Source organism: Paenibacillus flagellatus (assembly GCF_003217775.1).
In the GTDB taxonomy this organism is placed as follows: domain Bacteria; phylum Bacillota; class Bacilli; order Paenibacillales; family NBRC-103111; genus Paenibacillus_AB; species Paenibacillus_AB flagellatus.
In genome coordinates this window covers 503132-521645 of the sequence record NZ_QJVJ01000004.1, presented here as the reverse complement: position 1 = coordinate 521645, position 18514 = coordinate 503132, and the positions used below count along the sequence as shown (strand labels likewise).

The window sequence follows — 18514 nt, the reverse complement described above, 5'->3', positions numbered from 1 at the left end:
GAGTTGGGTACGACAAGCAATCTTGTACTTTCGGATAATTTGACTTTGTGATAGTTCCCCGGATAGATAATCTTCGACTGCTTGGAGCTTGAGCCCAGCGCAATAGCTTCTGTTGTGGGTCCGGTTCTCCAATCCCTCATATCCCCATTGCTCATAACGATCTCGCCATTCAATCAGCGTTGTTCTTCCAATGTCATACTTTTGGGAGGTTGCCTGCAATCCCATCTCGTCGGTTTCTTGTAGCACCGCTAGCTTCTCTTGTGCACTCCATTTTTGGCGCATGAAAAAAACTCCCCTTACAGCAGCAGGTTTTATTATTTTCACCTGTCTACTTTAAGGGGAGCATATCAGATTACGGAAGGGCCGGTTTTTTTATCGGACGCGTCAGCAGCTGCCGCCGATGCCGGGCAGCGCTTTGATGCGGATGCCGTGCGGCGTCGCCCCGACTTGGATCCGATCGACGACTCGCTTCGTCGACGTGTCGATCGACACGACTTCGTTCGAGCCGGACAGCGTGACGTACGCTTTCGTCTGCTGGCGGTTGTACTCGATGTGCCGGGCCCCGGGCAAATCGGTCACGGTCTCCACCGGCTTGCCGGCCTGCAGATCGACGAACGTGACGGCGCTGCCTTCCATCGACGTCACAACGGCGGTCGTCCCGTCCTCGGATACGACGACGTCCGTAGCTCCCGGCGTGACGGAGATACGCCCGAGCGGCTTGCCGTCGGCCGTGTCGTACGTTTCGAGGGCGCCTTCACCGGCCGTCGGGACGTACAGCTTCTTGCCGTCGTCGCTGACCCGGATCGCGCGCGGCGTTTTGCCGGTCGGAATCGTCAATACCGTTCGCTTCGTTTTCACGTCGACGACGTATACCTTGTCGTTCTCATGGTCGCTGACGTAGAGCCGGTCGCCGAACAGGACGAGGTAGTTCGTCTTCGCCCCGGTCCCGAGATCGATCGTGCCGGCTTCATTCCCTTCCTTCGTGTCTACGATATAGACGAATTGGTCGGCGACCGCGGCGACGTAGAGCGTCTTGTTGTCCGCCGACAGCGCCATGCCGTGAGGCATCGGGCCGACAGCCACCTCCTTCTCGACCTTCAGCGTCTGCGTATTGATGATCGAAACGGTGCTGCTGTTCATGTTGGCGGCATACGCCTCGCGCATCGTACTCGAGAAAACGACGGTCGACGGAGCTTCCTGAAGCTGGACCTTCCCCACGACTTGTCCGGTCGGAACGTCGATGACGGATAAGCTGTTCTCCTTCTCGCTGGGTACGTAAAACTGGACCGCCGTCAGCTTGCCCGCTCCGTTCTGCGCGGCCCCGGCGGTCGTCGACGCGGGCGCCGCCGCTTCTCCGGTTTTCCCGCCGCCGGCTTGAAGCCGCTGCCGGGCTTGCTCCTTCGTCTCCATCGCGCAGCCGCCAAGCAGAACGGCGCACGCGATCGCTGCGACCCACATGCGATTCCTTGTCCTCATAGCAAACTCTCCCAACCCTGCTGCAAAATAAATCCTTGTATAACAATCGGAATAGGTGTATTATACAGGAGAAAACAGGAAAAAGGCAAGAAGCGATTGTGACGGAGGGAGCGAACGGACAGATGAAAAGCAAGCTGGTTCTCATTTCTTTACTCGTATTGGCGGGGGTCGCCGCCGCTTGCGGCAGCAAGCCGGAGAGCGGTCCGACGAACGCGTCGGGGGGCGGGGGCGGACAGACGGCGCAGCAGACGAAAACGCCGGAGACGTATCCGAACGCTCAATTGCTGGCCGACGTGAAATGGGTCGAGGAGCACGCCAAAGACCCGAACGTGAAAATTATCGACGCCCGTTCCAAAGGGTATGAGCAAGGTCACATTCCGGGCGCGATCTCGATCAACTCCGGGCTTCTGAAGGACGGGAAAAACAACGCGATCATCGGAAAGGAGGCGTTTACGGAGCTGTTCCAGAAGGCGGGCGTCAACAACGATACGACCGTCGTCGTTTACGACGAAGGGGCGGGTAACGGTGCGACCCGACTATTTTACGGACTGGAGTATTACGGGTTGAAAGATAAGGTGAAGGTGCTGAATGGCGGATACTTGGCTTGGACGTCGGCCGGCAAGGAACAGTCGACCGAGACGCCGACGCCCGCAAAAGGCAATTTCACCGCCGTACCGAACGACAAGCTCATCACGACGAAGGACCAGCTGCTGAACGCGAACCTGCAGCAGTGCACGCTGCTCGATACCCGCTCGGCGAAGGAGTTCAGCGGGGAGGATCTGCGCGGGAACAAGAAAGGCGGCCATCTTCAAGGCGCGATCCATAAGGAGTGGAGCGAGGCGATCGACCAAAATCCGGCGGACGGGGTGCCGAAATTCAAATCGTTTGCGGAGCTGAACAAATTGTATACGGATGCCGGCGTCACGGACAAGGAGAAGACGATCATCCCGTACTGCCAGACGAATATTCGCGGGGCGCATTCGTACTTCACGCTGCGGCTGCTCGGCTTCAAGGACATCCGTCCGTACGAAGGCTCGTGGGCGGAATGGGGCAACGCGGACGATACGCCGGTCGTGAAGTCCTGATACGGCGGAAGGAGAGACGGAAATGGCACATGATGTGGAAGACGTCCCGCATTTGGACGCCCGGGAGCTGAAGCGGCTTCTGGACGATCCCGGCCGAACGGCGATCGTCATCGACGTCCGGGAGCCGGAGGAGTACGAGGAGGCGCACATTCGCGGCCTCCCGCTCATTCCGATGGGGGACATCATCGACTGGACGGAGAAGCTCGACCCGTCCCGGGAGTACGTATTCGTCTGCCGGAGCGGCCGGCGCAGCCTGGAGGTCGCGAAATATTTCAAAAACAACGGCTTCGACCGCGTCCATAACTTCGGCGGCGGCATGCTGGACTGGACGGGGGAAGGCTTCGAGACGGAGGCCGGACCGGCCGGACCGATCGAACATTACGGATTGGAACGCTAACTTGGGGGAGGATTTCCGCATGAGCTTGAGCGAACAACAACTGCTGGAATTGAAGCCGGACATCGTCGTCGACGCCGTCGGCGAAGTGTGCCCGCATACGCTGAATTTGGCGCTGGACGGGTTGAAGAAGGCGAAGCCGGGCGACATCGTCGTGGAGGTGACCGATCACAGCATCGCCACGAAGACGATTCCGGCGGCCGTGAAGATGAACAAGATCGGCGAATTTTTGGGCGTCGCCAAGAAGGGCGGCCAGTACCACATTTTCGTGAAAAAAACTTGATTCGCGCACATCACGCATAGAAGTAAGGATGGTAAGCTTCGATGGCATATACGTGGGACGTCTTTTTGTTGGCCGCCGTTTTCGGCTTCGCGTACGGGTTCTTGCTGCAAAAGGCGGATTTTTGTTTCGTGGCGTCCGTTCGGGACTGGATCAGCGTGAAGGATACGCGCATTTTGAACGGCGTCCTCGTGCTGATCGCCGTCTCGCTGCTCGGCTGGGCGCTCGTGCTGACGAGCGGCGTCCGATCCGCGGCGGACGTATGGACCGTCCCGTTCGGCGGGGCGAACTTGCTCGGCGGCGTCCTGTTCGGCATCGGCATGACGATTGCCGGCGGCTGCGGATCCGGAACGCTGTACCGGTGCGGGATGGGCTATGTGCAGTTCTGGATCGTGCTGCTGTTCTCGATCGCCGGCAATTTGCTGTTCGCGCTCGTCTACGACCCTTGGGCGCGCGACGCGATCGAACCGCTGACGGTTCTGGACGGCGGATACACGCTGTACAGCCTGCCGCTGCCGGTATACGTCATCCCGGTGGCGATCGTGGTCGTCATGGCGGCAATCGCCGTGCTCCGATTCGGCTTTCGCGGCTTCGCGCAAGGCTTCAAGAGCGCGCTGACCGACTGGGAGGGGAACCCGTTCAAGCAGTCGCACTGGGACATCCGTCTCGTCGCGGCGCTGATCGGGATCGTCGCCACGGTACAGTTCGCGGTAATGTCGAACGTGAGCATTACCGGTCCGGAGACCCGGATCGGGGCGGTGGCGGCCGCACAGCTGTTCGGCGACGATTTCGTATTCGGCAATACGTATCTGAACTCGCTGTTCGCCGATTTTCCGAAGGTGGGGCTCGGCCCCGAGGAGACGCTCGTCCTGTTCCTCGTCGTCGGCTCGCTGACCGCCGCCCTGCTCAGCGGCAGCTTCAAGCTGCGGTTCCCGCGCCGGTCGCGGCTGCCGTACGCCGTTCTGGGCGGGCTGCTCATGGGCGTGTCGTCGCGGATCGCGCCGGGCTGCAACATCGCCAACGTCATAACGGGTATCGGCGGCTTGTCGATCAGCAGCGTGCTCGTCATCGTCGGCATGATCATCGGCATTTTCGTCGTCGTGGCGTTCGTGTTCAAGATGCCGCTGCTGCTGTTCCGTCGCGGCGACGATTCGTTCGGCGCATAAGGCAGGCTCGGACCATACGATGAAAGCGAAACAACCTCCGGACCCCGGTAGCGGGAACGGGGGTTGTTTGCCGTCGTTTTGAAACGGAGGCGCATTCCCTATATACTGTCCCTATCGGGAGTAAGCGACGAGAGGGGAATGAGGATGAAGCGGAACGAACGCGATCGCGAAGGCGGCAAGGTTGAGGAGGCGGTTGAAAGGCCGGCGCTGCTGCTGGACGTTCGCGGATTGTCGGCGGCCCGCCGTTGGTACGAGGACGTGCTGGGTTGGAGCGGCTCGGCCGGGGACGAATCCGAGCGGCAGGCCGTTTTGCGCGTGCCCGGGGGCGGGTTCGCGCTGCTGGTCGAAGCGGGGAACGAGGGGGCGGGCTTCGAGGGAGGGGCGACGAGTCGCCCGAAGCCGGGCGAACGGTTTTACGTTCCGGTGCCGGACGGTCCGGATGGCTTGGACGAGCTTAGGCGCAGGGCGGAAGCGGCCGGCGCGCCGGTAGCGGACGAGACGGAGCCGTCTTGCTGGCGGACTTTGACGATCGGGACGCCGGAAGGGTACCGCGCCGCGTATTGGCAGGAGCTGGACGCAAGCGACGACACGATCGTCGCGCTCTTCGCCGCCGGTCCCGACGCGCTGGAGCGGTCGCTGGCCGGGCTCGACGACGCGGCGCTCGACTGGTCGCTCGCGCCGGGTAAGTGGAGCATCCGCCAGCAGGTGCTGCATACGGTCGATTTGGAGCTGGCGACGATGCACAAGCTGAAGTTCGCCCTCGCCTCCGACGAGCCCGGGCGAGCCTATACGGCAAGCCGCTTCACGCAGGACGCGTGGGCGGAAGGGATGTGCTACTCGGAACGGCCGATCGCGGCCGAGGTCGCCCTGTTCCGCGCGCTGCGCGACCATACGCTGTGCGTGTGCCGGCACATTCCCGGCGCCCTCGCGCGGAGCGTCGTCTCGTCGGGCGGCCGCGTGGAGACGGCGGCGCGGCTTCTGAAGGCGATGGCCGGCCACGCCAACACGCATATTCGCCGCATCCGCGAAATCCGGCGGCTTCACGGTCGGTAAGCGGAGTGGCGGCACGCGGCGGTCCATGCCGGAGGTGCAAGCGATTAAGGAAACGAGGAGGGGCATCATGATTCGAAACGCCAGGCCGGAAGACGCCGAGCAAGTTATGCCGCTGATTTGGAGCGCCATCGGGACGATCGCGCATTCGCTCGCCGGAACGGACGACGATGCGGAAGCGAACCGTATTTTGACGTCGTTTTATCGGGTGAGGGGGAACCGGATCAGCTACGAGAACGTCATCGTGGAGGAACGCGACGGTCGGGTCGCCGGCATGGCGCTCGCCTACGACGGCGGCTCGGCCGATCGGCTGGACCGGCCGTTCGTCGAACGGATCGAGCGCGAGACGGGCCGGACCGGCTACACGATCGCGAAAGAGCCGCAGCCGAACGAGTATTATTTGGACAGCTTGGCGGTGGCCGAGCCGTTCCAAGGACAAGGCATCGCCAAGTCGCTCATGGGGGCGTTCGAGCGAAAGGCGGCGGAGAGCGGGTTCGCCCGCGTATCGCTGATCGTCGAGCCGGACAACGAAAGGGCGATCGGGTTGTACGGCAACATGGGCTACCGGGAGGATGGAGTCCTGCAAGTAAGCGGGAAGCGGTTCGTCCGCATGGTGAAGCCCGTCTAAGGCGGCGCTCGGCGCGCTTGCCCCGTCTCGGGGAGCGGACGAACGGTCCGATTGCGGGGCCGCAGCGGCCTTGAAGCGCGGCCGCGGAGTAAGGTACATTCGTACACGATTTGCACCGAAGGTCGGGGAAAGCGGGCAATAACGTAGACGTACATGCGTACGTTGGTTCGCCCTCCCGCCGCCCCGGGCGGACCAAGCGGCGCTCCGCATCGCCCGCCGAACGATGAACAGCCCTTTCCGGCGAATCCGGAAAGGGCTGTTCGCTTGTCGACGCCGGTTACCGGCGGCCGACCGGCTGCTGCGTTCCTTGCGAGTGGCGGTACAGCTGCTCGTAATAGCCTTGCCGGTCGAGCAGCTCCCGGTGCGTTCCCTGCTCGACGATCCGCCCTTGCTTCATGACGATGATGCGGTCGGCCTGCATGATCGTCGACAGGCGGTGGGCGATGACGAGCGTCGTCCGCCCTTGCGAGACGACGTGCAGCGCCGATTGGACGAGCTGCTCCGTGTGCGAGTCGAGGTTCGCCGTCGCTTCGTCGAGGATGAGGATGCGCGGCTTGAATACGACGATGCGAGCGAACGAGATCAGCTGCCGCTCGCCGGCGGACAGGCCGCTGCCGCGCTCCGACAGCATCGTGTCGTATCCGTCCTTCAGCCGCGTGATCAGCTCGTCGGCGCCGACGAACCGGCACGCCCGAATCACCTCGTCGCGCGAGATCGACTCGTCGAACAGCCGCACGTTGTCGACGATGGAGCCGGAATACAGAAACGGCTCCTGCTGCACGAGCCCGACGATCCGATGGAGCGACGATTGCGGCAGCTCCCGGATATCGACGCCGTCGATGCGCACGCTGCCCTGCTGCACGTCGTAAAACCGGCACAGCAAGCTCATGAGCGAGCTTTTCCCGGCTCCCGTCGCGCCGACGATGCCGATCATTTCGCCCGGACGGATGTGCAGATCGAGCCCGGACAAGATCGGGACCCCTTCTTGATAATGGAAATGGACGTTGTCGTAATCGATCCGTCCCTGCACGGACGTAGGGTCGACCGTCCTCGGCCGGTCCGGATCGCGAACCGCCGGCTCGGTGGAGAACAGCCGCCACAGCCGGTCCATCGACACGGTCGCCGACTGGAGCGTATTCCACTGCTGCGTGATCGAGTTGATCGGCTGGAAAAACTGCCGGATGTACGTAATGAACGCGTACAGCACGCCGAACTCCATCGTCCGCTCGAATACGGCCATCCCGCCGATCCAGACGATAAACGCGACGGAAACGTTGCCCAAAATGTCGAACGACCGGTTGAACAGCACGTTCGTCCGCACCTCGCGCAAATTGGCGCGCAAAAACCGTTTGTTCTGGTCGTCGAACGACTGCTGCTGCTCGTTCTGTTGATGGAACGCCTGAATGAGGTTCATGCCGGCCAAATTTTCCGCCGTAAAGGCGATGAGCCGGGACAGCTGCGTTCGGGCGTTATGGTATATGCTGCGCATGTACGACCGGAAGCCGATGGCGATGCCCGCGATGATCGGCAGCAAAATCATGCTGTAGCCGGCCAGCTCCGGATCGAGATGGAACATGAGCGCGATGATGAACAGCAGCGTCATTCCGTCTCGCATCAAGCTCAAAAACACTTGCGTAAAAAACTGGTTCAGCGTCTCCGTGTCGCTCGAGACGTGGGTGACGAGGCTGCCGTTCGGAAACCGGTCGAAAAACGACATCGACAGCTTCGAAATATGGCCGAACAAATCTTTGCGGATCGTCGCCACGATATGCTGTCCGACGTACTGGAGCATGTTGTTCTGCAAATATGTGAACAGCAGGCTGACGACGACGAAAACCAAGTAAACGATACTGATGATAAGCAGCATGCCGTAATCGTTCCGGCCGTCCATCAGGTTGTCGTCGATCGCGATTTTGACCAAATACGGCTGGAGCAGGTCGGCGGCGATCGCCAGCAGCGTGCACAGGAAAATGAGCGCGAAGCGGAGCCGGTACGGCTTCGCATACGCGAGCATCGTCCGGAACGCGGCTCGCCGGTCTTCCTTGCCGACGGCGCCGGCCGGCGAGGCGGCCGTCTCAGCTTTTCCCTTCGGCATATCGCGTCCCCTCCTCCTGGATGGCATATAACGAGGCGTACAGTCCTTCCTGCGCCATCAGCTGCTCGTGGGTGCCCTTCTGCACGATCGTTCCTTTGTCCAGCACGACGATTTCGTCCGCATGCTTGAGCGCGCTGATCCGATGGGCGATGATGATCGTCGTCCTGCCGCGCCGCTGCTCGCGCAGCTTGCCGATGACGTTCGTCTCGGTCACCGCGTCGACGGCGCTGACGCTGTCGTCCAGCACGAGAATCGGGGCGTCCTTCAGGAAGCCGCGGGCGAGGCTCGTGCGCTGCCGCTGTCCGCCGGAAAGCGTAATGCCGCGTTCCCCGAGCTTCGTCGCGAACCCGTCGGGGAAGTCCAGGACGTTATCGTATATTTGCGCCCGCTTGGCGGCCTCGTGCACCCGATCCTCCTCCGCGCCCCGGTCGGAGAACGCGATATTGTCGCGGATCGTCGTGCTGAACAGAAACCCGTCCTGCGGCACGTAGGCGATATGCTTCCGCAAGCTTTCGAGCGTGAGGGCGCGAACGTCGTCGTCCCCGATGCGGATCGTGCCGGCCGGGGGATCGTAGACGCGGAGCAGCAGCTTGACGAGCGTCGTCTTGCCGCTTCCGGTTTTGCCGATGATGCCGAGCGTCTTGCCCGGCTCCACGGTCAAATCGATGTTGCGCAGCGCTTCCTGATCGCTTCCCGGGTAGGCGAACGACAAATTCCGGATACGGATGCCCGAAGCGCCGGGCGGGAGCGTCTTCGCGTCCGCGTCCTCGCGTATGTCGGGCACGATGGAGAGAAAGCCGTTGAGCCGCTCCAGCGAGGCGCGCGACCGCTGCATCGTGTTGATGACGTTGCCGATTTGCTGGAGCGGGTTGACGATCATCCGCAAGTACAGCGTCAGCGACACGAAGCTGCCGATGGTGATCGAGCCGTGGATCGCCAAATAGCCGCCGTAAGCGATTGCAACGATCAAGGACAAGCCACCGAGAAACGGAAGCAGCGCCTGGAAAAGCGACGACATCCGGACGAGCCGCAGCTGGTTGTCGACGATCCGGTCGACCGTGAGGCCGAAGCGGCCCCGCATGATCGGCTCGACGGCAAATTTCTTCGTGACGCGGATGCCGCCGAACTGCTCCTCGGCCGTTTCCGTCATTTTGGCCAGCGATTCCTGCACGTTGAGCGATCGCTGCCGAATGCGGGGGCCGAACAGGACGACGACCCAAGGAATGACGAGCAGCGGGATCATCGAGACGAGCATGAGATGGACCGGAATGGAGCTTGCGATCATCATCGCCATGACCGAGACGATCAGGATGACGGCGTTCGTCGTATGGTTGACGCCCATCGAGATCGATTCCCGGACGGACGTCACGTCGTTCATGACGTAGCTCAGCAGCCGGCCGACGCCGTTCTTCGAATAGTAGTGCTCGCTCAGTCCGGTAAAATGGGCGAACAGCTTCCGTCGCGTGACGAATTCGAACCGCCGCCCGAGCCACATGATGACGAACTGTCCGAGGCCGGCCAAAATGCCGAAGGTGAGGCCGATCGCCAGCAGCGCCAGGCTGGCGTCGACGATCGCCTTCCGGCTGATGCCGCCCGCCTGCAGCGTATCGGTAAAATCGCCCAGCACGCGCGGGTAATAGGACTGGACGACGTTCGCCACGGCGATGGCCAGGACGGCCATGGCGTAAATGGGCCAGTTCGCGCGCAAATAGCCGGCCAATAGACGCGGGGATTGCAACCGTACCACTTCCCGTATTGGATTTTAGTCTCAAAGGTTCATTATACGTCGCAAGTCCGAATATTTCATCCGCGCTCGTGGGGCGGAAGCCCCGATTTTGACCCGTATTTGCCCGGTATGCGAACGTGAGGCGTCCCGTTCTTGCCGTTTTGGCGTATCCCTTCCTTGTCGGGCGGGAACGGGCGAGGACGGTTGCGTTCCAACAAAACGAGCCGCCTTCCCGGAGGAAGGCGGCTCCGAGCGAAGGCGGCGTCCGCCGGCCGGCGGAGCCCCGATCGCCATTCGATCGCAATTCGTCTCCGTAACGGCCGCGTCCGGATCGCCGGCGGATAAACAGCGTATCGGCAAATATCGCGGGCAGCAAAAGAGAGCCGCCTCCGCGACTCTCAACCGATCCGTTCTACTTGCCGCCTCCGAGCTCCTTCAGCGCCCGTTCGACGAATTGGTTGTCCAATACTTGGGACGTGTCGAGCTTTTTGTTGATCGCCCCGACGGAATAAAGGAAATCGGCCTGCTCCTGATGCGCCTTGGTGTACTCGGGCGTCGCGGGGGACAGGATCGGTTCGGAGTTTCTCAGCACTTGGCCGATGATCGCCTTGTCGAGCTTTTGCGAGCGGGCCAGGTCGTCCGTCACCTCGTCGAAATGGCCGACGAAATAGCGGCGCGCCTCCTCGTAAGCTTTCAAAAACAAGACGGTCAGCTCGGGATGATCCTTCGTAAACTTCGTTCTCGCGATGAGGAAGCTCGGGGCGTTCAAGCCCAAATCTTGTCCCGACGCCAAAACGGTCGCTCCCGTCTGGAACACCGCCGTCGTCGCATACGGCTCCCAAATCGACCAAGCGTCGACCGCGCCGGTATCGAGCGCCGGTCTCGCCTCGTCCGGCTGAAGCTGAATTTCCTTGATGTCGCTTCCCTTGAGGCCGGCCTTGTCGATCGCCATGTACAAGAAATTGTAGGCGCTGCTCCCCTTCGCCACAGCGACCTTTTTGCCTCTCAGATCGTCCAGCTTCCGGATCGGGCTGTTTTTCGGCACGACGATGAAGTTGCCTTTCTTCCCGTCGGACGTCACGGCGATCGCGCGGAAGTCGACGCCGCCCGTCTGCCCCGAAATGACGGGCGTGCCGCCCGTGGCGCCGAAATCGAGCCGTCCTGCGGCCAGCGCTTCGAAATGGGGAGGGCCGCTCGCGAACTCGTGCCACTTCACTTCGACCCCCGCCGCGGCGAACGCCTTCTCGAAATAGCCTTTCTCCCGCGCATACGGCAAAATGCCGGTTTTGCCCTGCACGCCGATGTTGACCGTCACGTTTTCCTTCGGCTTCGCCTCCGACGCCGCCTGCGTATTCGTCTTGCCGCCGTTCGCCGCTCCGCCCCCCGCGCAAGCCGCCAGCAAAGCCGCCATCGCAGCGGCCGCCAACGAGGCCCGCCATCCGGGCTTGCCGATCCATCCGATCATCATGAACCACTCCTTCTTCATGGAAATGCCGGCCGGAAACGAAACGCAAAAAGGAGACGCGACGGCACGATGGCGTCGGTCTCCGGCGATCCGGTCGAATAATACCGATAAAACGCATTGGATTAATTTGATAAGAATCATAGCAATTTCGGTTCCCGCTGTCAATCGCAAAATGACCGGGCAACAAATCGAAAACCGATCCGTGGTACAACTTAATTCGGAAGCACAAACCGGATAGCGAGGTGCGACCGGCAATCGATTTCGAATATGGAGATGGAGATGAGGACATGAGCAAGCTGAAAGGGAAAGTTGCTTTGGTGACGGGAGCGAGCCGGGGAATCGGGCGGGCGATCGCGCGGCGGTTCGCCCAGGAGGGCGCGCTTGTCGCCGTCCATTACGGCCGCAACCGGGAGGCGGCGGCCGAGACGGTGCGGGACATCGTCTCGGCCGGAGGGGAAGCGTTCGCGATTCAAGCGGACCTCGGGGCGCCGGGAGGGACGGAGACGCTGTTCGAATCGCTCGACGCGGGGCTGACGGTGCGTACCGGCGGCACGGTCTTCGACATTTTGGTCAATAACGCGGGAGTCTCGTTTTACGGCAGCATCGAGAATACGACGGAGCCGTTTTTCGACGACGTCATGACGGTCAACGTGAAAGCTCCGTTCTACGCGATTCGCCAGGCGCTTCCGCGGCTGAGGGAGGGAGGGCGCATCATCAACCTGTCGTCCGCCGTGACGCGAATCGCCATCCCCGACATTATCGCATACAGTATGAGCAAAGGGGCGATCGACACGCTCACGCTCGTCCTGGCGAAGCAACTCGGCTCGCGCGGCATTACGGTCAATGCGATCCGCCCCGGCTTCGTGGCGACGGATATGAACGCGGCGTCGCTGAACGATCCGGACGCCCGCAAGTTCGGCGCCGAATTTTCCGTGTTCGGCCGATGGGGCGAGCCGGAGGACGTAGCGGACGTCGCCGCCTTCCTCGCATCGCCGGACGGGCGATGGGTTACCGGCCAAACGATCGACGCGAGCGGCGGCTCGCATCTGTAACCGGTCGGGCGCCGGCCGGGTTCGCAAAAGAACCGGTTGACAGTCCGGGCGGGCGGTGGTACCATAAGCTAAAATCGCACTAAATCAATTGGAATTAGTGGTTTAAAATGTCGACCGGAAATCCGGAGATGCATCCTTGACGGGAGGTGTCTTCGGATTTTTTTGTCGTAATTCATTTGAATGAGAAGAGGAGAGATGGACATGAGCGTAAGAAACGAGGCGGCGCACGAAGAAGTGGAGTTCGGCTGGTTCATACCGACGACCGGGGACGGCAAATATATCGGCGTCGAGCCGGAGAGGGAATCGACCGCGGACTATATGATCCGGGTGGCCCAAACGGCCGAACGGGCGGGCTATACGTTCGCCCTCATCCCGACGGGCGGCTCGTGCATCGACGCCTGGATCGTCGGCTCGGCGATCGTCACGCATACGCGCACGCTCAAGCCGCTCGTCGCGATGCGGCCCGGGCTGATCGCGCCGGTGCTGGCTGCCCGAATGGCGGCGTCGCTCGACGCGATATCCGGGGGACGCGCGCTGATCAACGTCGTGACCGGCGGCTCCCCGAACGACCTGCGGGCGACCGGCGATCCGCTCGCCGATGCGCACGACGAGCGGTACGAGCGGACGCGCGAATTTTTGCACATCGTCAAAAGCGTCTGGGCGAGCTCCAATGACAGCCGCCCCCGATTCCTGGCCGGCCACCAGACGTATAAAGGCGCGGAGCCGGTGTCGTTCAAGGGACGCTACTACGAGATTGAAGGCGGCGCCAGCTACCCCGCTCCGGTGCAGAAGCCCCATCCCCCGCTGTACTTCGGAGGAAGCTCGCCGGCGGGCAAACGGACGGCGGCGGAAACGGCGGACGTCTACCTCATGTGGGCGGAGCCGCTCGACTGGATCGCCGGACAGATCGACGAGCTCGAAGCGATCCGGGCCGAGCTGAAGCGGGACGGGGGGATCGACCGCGGGCTGCGCTACGGCTTGCGCGCCCAAGTGCTCGTCCGCGAGACGGAGGAGGAGGCGTGGAGGGAGGCGTGGGACATTATCAGCCGCGTCGACCGGGAGGCGATCGAGCAATCGAACGAGCGGTTCACGAAGACGGACGCCGTCAACCAGAAGCGGCAAAACGAGCTGCGCGAACGGTCGCGCGACGAAGGGTACGTGCTCGGACCGAACTTGTGGAGCGGGCTCTCGATCGTGCGAGGCGGCGGCTCGATGCTCCTGGTCGGGACGCCGGAGCAGGTGTCCGACCGCATCCTCGAATACGTAGATTTGGGCATCTCTTCGTTCGTGCTGTCCGGTTATCCGAACCTGGAGGAGGCGGACATCACCGGCCGGCTGCTGCTGCCGCTCGTCAAGCGCAAGCTGGCGGCGAGAGCGAAGGAGCGGTCCGAAGCGATCGAGACGGCGTGAGCGCCGTCATCGGATAAGGAGGAATACCGTCATGTCGCTGCCGCTGCTGGAGCTGACCGATCTGCACAAAACGTTCGAAACGCCGAAGGGCTCGACCCAAGCTTTGAAGCAGATCCGTCTGTCCGTCAAGGAAGGCGAGTTTCTTACCGTCATCGGCCCGAGCGGCTGCGGCAAAAGCACGCTGCTCAAAATTATCGCCGGGCTCGACGCCGACTACGAAGGAGACGTCCGGCTGGACGGCGAGCGCGTCGAGAAGCCGGGCATCGACAAAGGGTTTATTTTTCAGGAGCCGCGGCTGTTCCCTTGGTTGACCGTGGAAAAAAACATCGCCGCCGACTTGTCGCTCTCGGACGCGACGGTTCGCCGGAAGGTGGACGAATTGATCCGCCTCGTCCGGCTGGAAGGATTCGCAAAGTCGTATCCCCGGGAGCTGTCCGGCGGGATGGCGCAGCGGGTGGCGATCGCGAGAGCGCTTCTGCGCAGCCCGAAGGTGCTGCTGCTCGACGAGCCGTTCGGGGCGCTGGACGCGTTCACGCGCTCGCACATGCAGGAGGTGCTGCAAGACATATGGCAGACGAACCGGACGACGATGCTGTTCGTGACGCACGATATCGACGAGGCGATCGTACTCGCCGACCGGGTCGTCATCATGAACGCCCGTCCCGGCACGATCCGCAAAATCGTCCCGATCGACCTCCCCTTCCCGCGAAAAAAGGCGAGCCGCTCGTTCCAAGAGCTGCGGCATCTCGTCCTGAGCGAATTCGAGAAGGTGGAGGAGCTGGAGCTGGTCGACAGCTCGGGCATCTAACGACCGGAGCGTCAAACAATCCGTATGCGAGGTGAGCGTTTATGAGCAATCAGGCGGAGATATTGCCCCGTCCCGCGGCCGTCGTTCCGGCCGCCGCGGCGAAGCGAAGGACGACGAAGGAGGCGAATCGGCCGGCGTCCCGCACGAAACGGCTGCTGCTCGGGCTCGGCTTCCCGGCGTTCGTGCTGGCGGTTTGGCAGCTGGCGGGCTGGAGCGGGTACGTTTCGGCGACGATTTTGCCGACGCCCGCCGAGATTTTCGTTTCGTTCGGGGACTTGATCCGGTCCGGGGAGCTGTTCGGCCATTTGGAGATCAGCTTGTACCGGGCCGCGCTCGGTTTTTTCCTGGGAGGCGCGCTCGGGCTGGCGGCGGGGCTCGCCGTCGGCTTCTCGGCGCGGGTGGAGCATACGCTCGACCCTTCGCTGCAAATGCTGCGCACGATCCCCCATTTGGCAGTAACGCCGCTGTTCATTTTATGGTTCGGGTTCGGCGAGTTTTCGAAGGTGCTGCTGATCGCCAAAGGGGCGTTTTTCCCGCTTTACGTCAATACGTTTCTCGGCATCCGCAGCGTCGACTCGAAGCTGTTCGACGTGGCCCGGGTGCTCGAATTCAGCCGATGGAAGCAGATGACGCGGCTCGTGCTGCCGGCGGCGCTGCCGAACGTGCTGCTCGGCGTCCGGCTGTCGCTCGGGGTGGCCTGGCTCGGGCTCGTCGTCGCGGAGCTGATGGGGTCGAGCGAGGGGATCGGCTATCTGATTTTGGACGCCAGACAGTTTTCGCAGACGTCGGTCGTCTTCGTCGGCATTCTGATCTTCGCCGTCGTAGGCAAAGCGACCGATTCGCTCGTCCGCTTCCTGGAGAAGAAGCTGCTGCGCTGGCGGGACAGCTTCAACGGTTGAGGGGAGGGGGCGCTCGGCTTGATCGGGCGGATCGGGCCCGTCTTCCGCGGAAGGCTGCCCCCCTTCGTGCCGGGTGGACCGGAACGGCCGCGGCGCCGGCGACAGCGAGAAGCCGCAGTTGTCGCAGAAAACGAACGCCCCCGGACCGCGCGTGCGGCAGCCGGGGGCGTTTTCGCGACTTTACTTCGACTCGCCGTTCAAATAGTTGTAAAACGGCTGATCGACCCAAAACGTGTACGTCGTCACGTCCGCCTTCGGATCGAGCTGTCGGAACGCCGCGACGATGTCCGCGGACTTCTCGTTCAGGGAGAACGATTGGGCGTAATAATGCCCGTCGGCGATGACGTTGTTCGTGATGACCCTGTAGTCGCTCAGCTCCGTGAGCGAGTAATAAAGCGGCTGCCACCACGAGCCGGCGAGAAGTCCGGGTTGATCGTCTTCGTTTTTCTTGGCGTAGGCCAGCACGATCGGCTGGAACTTCGCCTTGTCCTCGGCGGTCGCGAATTCGAAGACGAGGTCGTATTCCTTCGCGTAGGCGATATAGTTGCCGTTCTCGATCCGCTCGACCCGGTAGCTGTCCGTCTCCTTCGGCTCGCCCCACTCCTTTAAGTAGACGAAGGCGGACGTCTTCGGCTCGAATTGGACTTTGGCGTTCAGCCCTTCGCTGCGAAGCAAGCCGATCAGCTGCACGGCGTGGCGAATATCGTCGTGGCCGTACGCGATCGCGAGCGACTCGTCGAAGTTGGCGTCATACCGCTTGTCCTTCAAATTGTAGCCGGTCACCTTGTTCTGCTTGAGCGCTTCGTTGACGATCGCACGCAGGGCGGGCGCATCGATGATGTCCGACGTCTCGTAGGCGTCGATCAGCTTCGTATAAATGTCGTCGTCCGCCGCGTAGCCGATGTAATGCTTGTACTGCCCCCGGAACGTCAAGATGCGGCCGAGCAGCGCGTCCGCATAATCGTCGACGGCTGCATCCGCACCACCCCGAAGCGTGTCGTACAGGCCGTCGGGTACGAGGCCGGAGTCGATGGCGGCGGCGATCTCCTGGGCGGCCTGAGCGGTAAGCGTCGAAGGATCGATCCCGGCCTTGGCGAGCGAGGCGGCCGCCTTTCCGGCGGGATACGTATAGGCGAGCTCCTTCAGCCCCGCCGCTTTGACGGCGATGAAGGTCGCCGCAAGCGGGTCGAGCGGCCGTTCGGCGCCGACGTCGGGCGAGGTCAGAATGCCTTGGCCGTGCAGAAGCGAGGCGGCGGCGTAATACGGGCTGTCCGGCTTCAAATCGCCGAACGAGGCGGCCGGAACGTCTTTAGCGCCGTCCCCGACGATCCGGGCGACCGCGCGGATGAAGTCGCCTTTCGTCGCGGCTTCGGGCAAGTCGATGCCGAGCTCGCTTTTCAGGAATGCCGCGTATTCGCCGGTGCTTGGCGCCGATTCGGCCGACGCCGCGGCAGCGGCCGCGCAGGCGGTCGGGAGCAGCGGGGAGGCGAGAAGGGCGGCGGACAGGACGACGGACGCCAGCCATTTGCCGGACGACGTGCGCAACGGTTTGTACATGAGGATTCCTCCAATCCGAAATCGGAAATGTGAATGATTCGTATGGTAGCATTTGCCGCGGACGGGTGTCAACAGAAAATTCTTATTATCAAATCGGAATAATCGGTTATGGCAATTTCGGTTAACAAGACGCCAATTCCGGCTAAATCCTTTCGCGCTCCGAACCGTTACAATAAGAGACGTGCATGGCGCTTGGCCATGATGCCGAACGAGGAGGAACGCGGAATGCAGCCGTTTAACGGATTGGGAATGAATCTCGGCACGCTCTCGCGGTTGTCGAAGGCGAAGACGCGGTCGATCAGCCCGGAAAACTTTACGGGCGAGAAGGGCAAGGGGGGCATGGCCGCGGAAGGGACGGGCCAAAAATACGCCCGCGATTTGGGGCTCGGCTGGAAAATATCGCCCTCGATCCGCGTACCGGCTGCCTCGACGGTTACGCTGGCCGATATCGGCGAGTCCGGGGCGATTCAGCACATATGGCTCACTTGCTTCCCGACGACGTGGAGAACGCTGATCGTGCGCATGTATTGGGACGGGGAGCCGGAGCCGTCGGTGGAAGTGCCGGTCGGCGACTTTTTTTGCAACGGCTGGTGCGAGCGGAGCAACGTCAACTCGCTGCCGGTGGCGGTCAATCCGGCCGGGGGGATGAACTGCTATTGGGAAATGCCGTTCCGCCGGTCGGCGAAAATCACGATCGAGAACATCGACGATAAGGAAGCGGTCCTGTTTTACCAAATCGACTATACGCTGACCGACGTGCCGGACGATGCGGCTTACTTCCACGCGCAATGGCGGCGCAGCAACCCGCTGCCGTACAAGGACGTCCATACGCTGCTGGACGGCGTGCGCGGGCGCGGGCATTATGTCGGCACGTACATCGCCTGGCAGTCGAACAACAGCGGCTGGTTCGGCGAAGGGGAGATCAAGTTTTATATGGACGGCGACGAGTTCCCGACGATTTGCGGCACCGGGACGGAGGACTATTTCGGCGGAGCGTGGAACTGGGAGCAGCCGAAGGGCGAATACGGCACGTACTCGACGCCGTACCTCGGCATGCACCAGGTGCTGAAGCCGGACGGGCTGTACCGGAGCCAGCAGCGGTTCGGGATGTACCGGTGGCACGTCATGGACCCGATCCGGTTCGAAACCGACCTGCGCGTGACGATTCAGGCGCTCGGCTGGCGGTCGAGCGAGCGGTATTTGCCGCTGCAGGACGACATCGCCTCCACGGCGTTCTGGTACCAGGCGGAGCCGCATGCGCCGTTTGCGCCGATGCCGGGAAAGGACGATCTTGAAGTGATTTGACGCGAGCAAGGAAGGACGCATCGTGCCGGAGCGGCGCGGTGCGTCTTTTTGCGCCTATGGCGGCCGGGGCGGCGGTTTACAACGTTTCCGGCGCTCCGATACAATGGGAAGGTGCGTC

Annotated in this window: 17 protein-coding genes; 11 read left to right on the top strand and 6 right to left on the bottom strand. The window is 62.3% G+C overall.

Features of this window, described 5'->3' with window-relative positions:
- Positions 1–282: helix-turn-helix domain-containing protein (locus tag DLM86_RS32470; protein ID WP_211326511.1), on the bottom strand; the 282-nt coding region annotated here is incomplete at its 3' end.
- A 102-nt stretch (positions 283–384) separates the two neighbouring features.
- Entirely contained in the window at positions 385–1476 is a 1092-nt protein-coding gene (locus DLM86_RS11995; RefSeq protein ID WP_110840230.1) for a YVTN family beta-propeller repeat protein, read from the bottom strand.
- 122 nt (positions 1477–1598) lie between these two features.
- Here DLM86_RS11995 and DLM86_RS11990 point away from each other — a divergent pair, with 122 nt between their 5' ends.
- From DLM86_RS11990 to DLM86_RS11965, 6 genes are all read left to right on the top strand, one after another.
- On the top strand, positions 1599–2561 hold the full coding sequence (locus DLM86_RS11990; RefSeq protein WP_110840229.1) for a sulfurtransferase: 963 nt from the start codon (positions 1599–1601) through the stop codon (positions 2559–2561).
- A gap of 22 nt (positions 2562–2583) precedes the next feature.
- Positions 2584–2958, top strand: coding sequence for a rhodanese-like domain-containing protein (locus DLM86_RS11985; RefSeq protein ID WP_110840228.1), 375 nt, complete (start codon positions 2584–2586; stop codon positions 2956–2958).
- A 19-nt stretch (positions 2959–2977) separates the two neighbouring features.
- A complete protein-coding gene (locus DLM86_RS11980; protein WP_146250200.1) occupies positions 2978–3238 on the top strand; it encodes a sulfurtransferase TusA family protein in 261 nt (86 codons plus the stop codon).
- A 41-nt stretch (positions 3239–3279) separates the two neighbouring features.
- Positions 3280–4401: a YeeE/YedE family protein gene (locus DLM86_RS11975; protein ID WP_110840226.1), complete on the top strand. Its 1122-nt coding sequence runs from the start codon at positions 3280–3282 to the stop codon at positions 4399–4401.
- Between the two features lie 144 nt (positions 4402–4545).
- Positions 4546–5454, top strand: a complete 909-nt coding sequence (locus DLM86_RS11970) for a DinB family protein (protein WP_158289445.1) — start codon at positions 4546–4548, stop codon at positions 5452–5454.
- A gap of 67 nt (positions 5455–5521) precedes the next feature.
- Positions 5522–6079 carry a GNAT family N-acetyltransferase gene (locus DLM86_RS11965; RefSeq protein ID WP_110840224.1) on the top strand — a complete coding sequence of 186 codons (558 nt, stop codon included), beginning with the start codon at positions 5522–5524 and terminating at the stop codon, positions 6077–6079.
- A gap of 277 nt (positions 6080–6356) precedes the next feature.
- On the opposite strand, the gene DLM86_RS11960 is transcribed toward DLM86_RS11965, so the two are convergent.
- From DLM86_RS11960 to DLM86_RS11950, 3 genes are all read right to left on the bottom strand, one after another.
- Positions 6357–8174: an ABC transporter ATP-binding protein gene (locus DLM86_RS11960; protein ID WP_110840223.1), complete on the bottom strand. Its 1818-nt coding sequence runs from the start codon at positions 8172–8174 to the stop codon at positions 6357–6359.
- A complete protein-coding gene (locus DLM86_RS11955) occupies positions 8155–9912 on the bottom strand; it encodes an ABC transporter ATP-binding protein (protein ID WP_110840222.1) in 1758 nt (585 codons plus the stop codon). The genes DLM86_RS11960 and DLM86_RS11955 overlap by 20 nt, the downstream gene beginning before the upstream one ends.
- A 400-nt stretch (positions 9913–10312) precedes the next feature.
- On the bottom strand, positions 10313–11365 hold the full coding sequence (locus DLM86_RS11950) for an aliphatic sulfonate ABC transporter substrate-binding protein (RefSeq protein WP_425453963.1): 1053 nt from the start codon (positions 11363–11365) through the stop codon (positions 10313–10315).
- A 287-nt stretch (positions 11366–11652) separates the two neighbouring features.
- On the opposite strand from DLM86_RS11950, the gene DLM86_RS11945 reads away from it, so the two are divergent.
- The 4 genes from DLM86_RS11945 (at position 11653) to DLM86_RS11930 (ending at position 15534) form a co-directional block, all read left to right on the top strand.
- On the top strand, positions 11653–12417 hold the full coding sequence (locus DLM86_RS11945; RefSeq protein ID WP_110840221.1) for an SDR family oxidoreductase: 765 nt from the start codon (positions 11653–11655) through the stop codon (positions 12415–12417).
- A gap of 201 nt (positions 12418–12618) precedes the next feature.
- The gene (locus DLM86_RS11940) at positions 12619–13827 is read left to right on the top strand and encodes an LLM class flavin-dependent oxidoreductase (protein WP_110840220.1); all 1209 of its coding nucleotides are present in this window, start codon (positions 12619–12621) and stop codon (positions 13825–13827) included.
- A 31-nt stretch (positions 13828–13858) separates the two neighbouring features.
- Positions 13859–14635: an ABC transporter ATP-binding protein gene (locus tag DLM86_RS11935; protein ID WP_110840219.1), complete on the top strand. Its 777-nt coding sequence runs from the start codon at positions 13859–13861 to the stop codon at positions 14633–14635.
- Positions 14636–14676: 41 nt separating this feature from the next.
- A complete protein-coding gene (locus tag DLM86_RS11930; RefSeq protein WP_110840218.1) occupies positions 14677–15534 on the top strand; it encodes an ABC transporter permease in 858 nt (285 codons plus the stop codon).
- 180 nt (positions 15535–15714) lie between these two features.
- Here the strand turns inward: DLM86_RS11930 and DLM86_RS11925 are convergent, their stop codons facing one another.
- Entirely contained in the window at positions 15715–17091 is a 1377-nt protein-coding gene (locus tag DLM86_RS11925) for a hypothetical protein (protein ID WP_110840217.1), read from the bottom strand.
- Positions 17092–17316: 225 nt separating this feature from the next.
- Here DLM86_RS11925 and DLM86_RS11920 point away from each other — a divergent pair, with 225 nt between their 5' ends.
- A complete protein-coding gene (locus tag DLM86_RS11920; RefSeq protein ID WP_110840216.1) occupies positions 17317–18396 on the top strand; it encodes a glycoside hydrolase family 172 protein in 1080 nt (359 codons plus the stop codon).
- Positions 18397–18514 lie beyond the last annotated feature (118 nt).